The sequence below is a fragment of the Arthrobacter sp. ZGTC131 genome (assembly GCF_002929275.1).
In the GTDB taxonomy this organism is placed as follows: Bacteria; Actinomycetota; Actinomycetes; order Actinomycetales; family Micrococcaceae; genus Arthrobacter.
In genome coordinates this window covers 1-4,834 of the sequence record NZ_PJIK01000036.1, presented here as the reverse complement: position 1 = coordinate 4,834, position 4,834 = coordinate 1, and the positions used below count along the sequence as shown (strand labels likewise).

General features: G+C 67.9%; 2 protein-coding genes. Both read right to left on the bottom strand.

Translation table 11 applies throughout. The features are described 5' to 3' along the window. Window positions 1-339: 339 nt before the first annotated feature. The gene (locus CXQ90_RS21515; RefSeq protein ID WP_104141366.1) at window positions 340-3,393 is read right to left on the bottom strand and encodes a glycoside hydrolase family 2 TIM barrel-domain containing protein; all 3,054 of its coding nucleotides are present in this window, start codon (window positions 3,391-3,393) and stop codon (window positions 340-342) included. Window positions 3,394-3,494: 101 nt separating this feature from the next. Continuing rightward, entirely contained in the window at window positions 3,495-4,604 is a 1,110-nt protein-coding gene (locus CXQ90_RS21510; protein WP_104141365.1) for a LacI family DNA-binding transcriptional regulator, read from the bottom strand. Between the last annotated feature and the right edge of the window lie 230 nt (window positions 4,605-4,834).

The following is a 4,834-nucleotide window of genomic DNA, read 5'->3' as shown; positions in this document are numbered from 1 at the left end:
AAGGGGATTTGGCCGCCTCCGGTAACCAGCTCCTCGCCGGCCCCCTCTCGGCGACTTAGAAAACAATACACCCACCAAACCCCCACCGCAAACCCACCCAAACACGCGCCTGCATCCCCGCTGCAGTCGCCGAAATCCCCGGGTTTGCACGGATTTCAACGGTCTCGGGAACGGCCGTCGGGCGATTTCGGGGTTGTCTGTCCACTATGGAGCGCGTCACATTTCTCCGGCGTTCTGATAGGCCTCCATCCGGGGGCCGCACGGACCAAGCACGGACCAAACACGGACCATGCACGGGCCGGCCCGACTCCGCGCCCGCTCCACGCCGCCCCCGAGAGGCTAGCCCTCAGCTTCCAAGACCAGGGTGAACTCTGCCTCCCGTTGAGCGATCCGGTAGGCCTCCAGCACTCCGGGCCCGCAGGCGCCCGTCCCCACTCCGCGTTGGACGTGATCGAGGTAGACATAGGTGCGGCCGTCCGGCACGAGGTCCGGCTGGTGACTGGCCGCATCCAGTGCCGTCTGGCTGTACGGCCTCACTGTCAGCGCGAAGGGCTCGCCACTGATGGCCAAGTTGCCGGCGTCCAGCTGCAGCATTGCGCTGTGCACAGCTGCGCGGGCACCGCACTCCTGCGGGCGGACGTAGTCCACGGCCAAATCCGCCGCCGGCAATGAGAACCATCCCTTGCGCGTTCCCTGCCCGGTGTCCGGGTACGCCTGGTGCGGACCTTGCCCGAACCAGTCCACGTGCCGGGCTCCCGTGCCCAGTACGAGCTCCAGTCCGATCCGCGCCCAGGGAACGTCGCGGCCCCGATCGTTCCAGTCCCCGTCCGGCCGCACCCGTGTCCGCAGACTGAGCTTTTCACCGTCGCTCGTCCACGTGTAGTCCACGAACACCCCGTACTGCTTGTCCGCGATACCGACGCGCGTCCGGATCTCCAACTCCTCGCCGCCGTCCGCATCCGGGGTGGCAGTGATGCCGATCAGCCGGGAGTGCAGCAGGTTAAGGCCTGCCCCGACCCATCGCTGCGCGAGGGTCGGAGCCTCAGTGTTCCCCCACCAATCCACGCCGTGGTCGTTGTCGGTCGGGGCGCGCCACAGCACAAGCCGGAGATCGTCCACCGGCAGTCCGCCAAGGCGGGTCAGAGCGCCGGTGGTCCGTGAGAAAGCGGCCGGCCCCAGCAGCAGCTCATCGGGACCGGCACCCTCGGCATCTCCCGCAGAACCCGCCGCATCCGCCACCACAGCAGCTTCAGTGGCACGGACCCGCGGCGCGACCGGTGCATTGAGGACGGCCTGGCCCCACGCGACCTCGTGCCCGGCGTCGGCCCACTCTGTCTCCTCCGCCAACTCCGCCCGGACGGTCAGCACCGCGGCCGAATCGCCGGCCCGTGCAGCCAGCCCGGCCGGGAGCTCAACGGTTGTTTCGCTGCGGGGCGCCAACGGCGCAACCGCCACCAGGCCGCCGTCGTGAGTGCCGCCGTCGGCCTCCACGGAATAGCGGAACCGGAGCGCGGAAGTGTCCGCAAAGTCGAACTTGCTGGCGACGGTGAACCTGGTCCAGTCTGCCGCGACGGTGATGGCCAGCGGCTCAATGACCTTCTTGAAATCCAGCAGCCCGGGCCTCGGTTTGCGGTCGGCATCCACGAGTCCGTCCGTGACGAAGTTGCCATCGTGAACTTCCTCACCGAAGTCGCCGCCGTAGACGAAGTACTCCTGGCCGTCGTCGGCAGTGCGGGTGATTCCGTGCTCCAGCCACTCCCAGACGAAGCCTCCCATGAGCCGCGGATACCGGTCGAAGAGCTCCTGGTACTCGGTCATGCCGCCCGGGCCGTTGCCCATCGCGTGCACATATTCGCAGAGGACAAAGGGCATGGCGCGGCGGCGGGCGTCCAGCTCGGGGTCGTCCAGGGCCGGTTCGATTCCCTGGCCGATCAGCGCAGTTTCTGCCTGGTCCGCGTACATCCGCGAATAGACGTCCACGTAGGGCGAACTCCAGTCACCTTCGTAGTGGATGGGCCGGGAGGGGTCGCGGTCCTTGGTCCAGCGGGACATGGCCGCCAGGTTCCGCCCCGTGCCGGACTCGTTCCCCAGCGACCACATGATCACGCAGGCGTGGTTCTTGTCCCGCTCAACGGTGCGCCGCATCCTGTCCAGGAGCGCCGGCTCCCACTGCGGGTCATCGCTGGGATTCTGCTGCCAGCCCGCGCTTTGAAAGCCGTGGGTCTCCAGATCGCATTCCAGCACCACGTAGAAACCGAGCCGGTCCGCAAGGGCCAGGAATTCTGGATGCGGCGGGTAATGGGACGTGCGGATGGCGTTGATGTTGTGCTGCTTCATCAGCCGCAGCTCGCTCTCCATCACCTCGCGCGGCACGGCGCGGCCGAGACGGGGATCATGCTCATGCCGGTTCACGCCGCGCAGCAGGATCCGCTGGCCGTTGATCTTGAACTGGGCGTCCTCGATGGCGATGCCGCGGAACCCGAACTGGAGTTCCACGGTCTCGCCGCCCGTGCTGACGGTCGCCGCGTAGAGCCGGGGCACCTCCGCCGACCACGGCGCCACCCCCGGGATGCGCTGCTCACTTCCCGCGGGCAGCTCCAGGTCCAGCTCGGCAACGCGTACGACGGCGTAAATCGCCTCGCCGGCCCGGGTCACCTCCACCTTGAGGACCCCTTCGCCGGTGCGATGGTCGTATCCGGCGTGGACAAAGACGTCGTCGATCCCGTCGGCCGGCCGGGACTGCAGGGTGACATCGCGGAAGATGCCCGGCAGCCACCACATGTCCTGGTCCTCCAGGTAGCTGGCCGCCGAGAACTGCGCGGCGCGCACGGCCAGGATGTTCCGGCCCGGAACCAGGACGTTGGTGACGTCGAACTCGTGGGCCAGACGGCTGCCGCGCGTCGTGCCGAGCCGTGTCCCATTCAGCCACACGGTGCCGGCGGACTCGATGCCGTCAAAGCGCAGAACCGACCGCGGAAAGAACTCGGGGCCCGCCTCGAATTCCACGAGGTGGTCGCCGATGGGGTTGGCGTCCGGCACGTGGGGCGGTTCCACCGCAAACGGATACTGGACGTTGGTGTACCAGGGCGTGCCGTGGCCGTGCATGGGCCAGCTGGACGGCACCGGCAAGTCCCCGAACCCGGTCAGATCCCGGCCCAGCTGCCAGCCGTCAGCGGGAGCCAGCCTCGCCCCGCCGTGAAGCCGGAACTTCCAGGTGCCGTTCAGGACCTTTCGCGGGGCATCGCTGTGCAGGTACGCGCGCGCCGGTAGCGCACCATCCGCGGGCGCCATCGACTCAAGTTCCCCGACCTCGTCCGAGGAGATGTCGAGGGACCGGCTGGCTCGAGCCGCAGGCCGTGAAGCAGCAGGCACAGTGGATGATTCGACTGACATGTTTGTTTCCCCTGGGTGGGTCTTGGATGCTTGACGTGAACGTTCACGAACGTGTCCAAGCGTACTGTGATCCGAACGGTTTGGGTAGGGTCAGGCTCCGCTCAGGCGGACTGTCGCAGCACCAGGTGGTGCCGGAGCAGCAGGTCCGTGCCCGGGCCGCCCGCCTCAAGGGATCCGCTAAGCAAGCCGTCCAGAAGTTCGACGGCGGCTCTCCCCACTTCCCGCAGGTCGAGTGCAAGCGTGGTCAGCTCAGGCGTCAGGAGCTGGCCGAGCGGGATGCCGTCCATGCCGATCACGGCGCAATCAGCCGGGACCGCCCGGCCGGAGTCCGCCAGGGCCTTCAGTGCCCCGGCCGCCATTAGGTCGTTGAACACCACGATCCCGTCCGTGCCGGGGTGCTCCTCGAGCAGCCGCCGCGTCACCTGCCTGGCAGAGGCCGCCGACTCTGGGGAAACAGCCACCGTCATGGCCATGTCGAAGGCGGCTGCGCTGCGGACGAATGCCTGGCCGCGCACGGTCGGGACGCTCTGGGCGGTGTCGGTTCCGGGCGTTGGCCGGTTGGCGCGCACGGGCCCCGGTGCGCGTTGGTCCGCGCCGGCCGGCGCTCGGTCGATGTAGGCCAACTGCCGGCAGCCCTTCGCCTGCAGGTGTCGCAGGGCGGTTTGGGCAGCGTGGTCGTAGTCAAAGGAGATCCCGCCGGACGCAGGCCCGGCTGGCTGGTCGAGAACCACCAGGGGCCGGCGTCCAAGGATGGCCTGTGCTTCGTCCGCGGCTCCGCCCAAGTACCCGATCACGGCATCCACCTGCGGGGCGAGGTGCTGCACGGATTCGACGCCGGTAGCCCCGCCGTGGCCGTAGTCATCCATGACGACGTGCCAGCCGCGTTGCGTGGCCAACTCAACCACACTGGAGGCAAAGGCTGGATAGTACGGGTTGGTGAGGTCGGGAATGGCCAGGCCCACCGAAGTGCGCGCGCCCTGGACCAGGCCTTTCGCAAAGCGGCTTGGTGTGTACCCCAGCTGGCGCGCCGTTTCCTGGACGCGCTCACGAGTATCCGGCCGAATGCCCGGCATCGCGTTCATGGCGCGGGTAACGGTCTGCCGGGAGACGCCAGCCGCGGCTGCTACGTCAAGGATGGTGGCGCGTCTGGAGCGTCCGGCCGATGCGCCCGGAGCCAGGCCGGAGGAAGCATCGCCGGGAGAAGTGGTCATAGTTGGTAAGTCTAGATGCGGGCGCCAAGACCGCTGCTCGGGGCCTGCTGTAACCCTGAGGTCGGCCTGGAGGGTGCGGGTGTGTTGTTCTAAACCGGTTTTAAATGCGGGAGAGCCCCGACCATGGCTGGTTGGGGCTCTCGACCTAATGGTTGTCCGGCGGTGACCTACTCTCCCACACCCTCCCGGGTGCAGTACCATCGGCGCTGTGGGTCTTAGCTTCCGGGTTC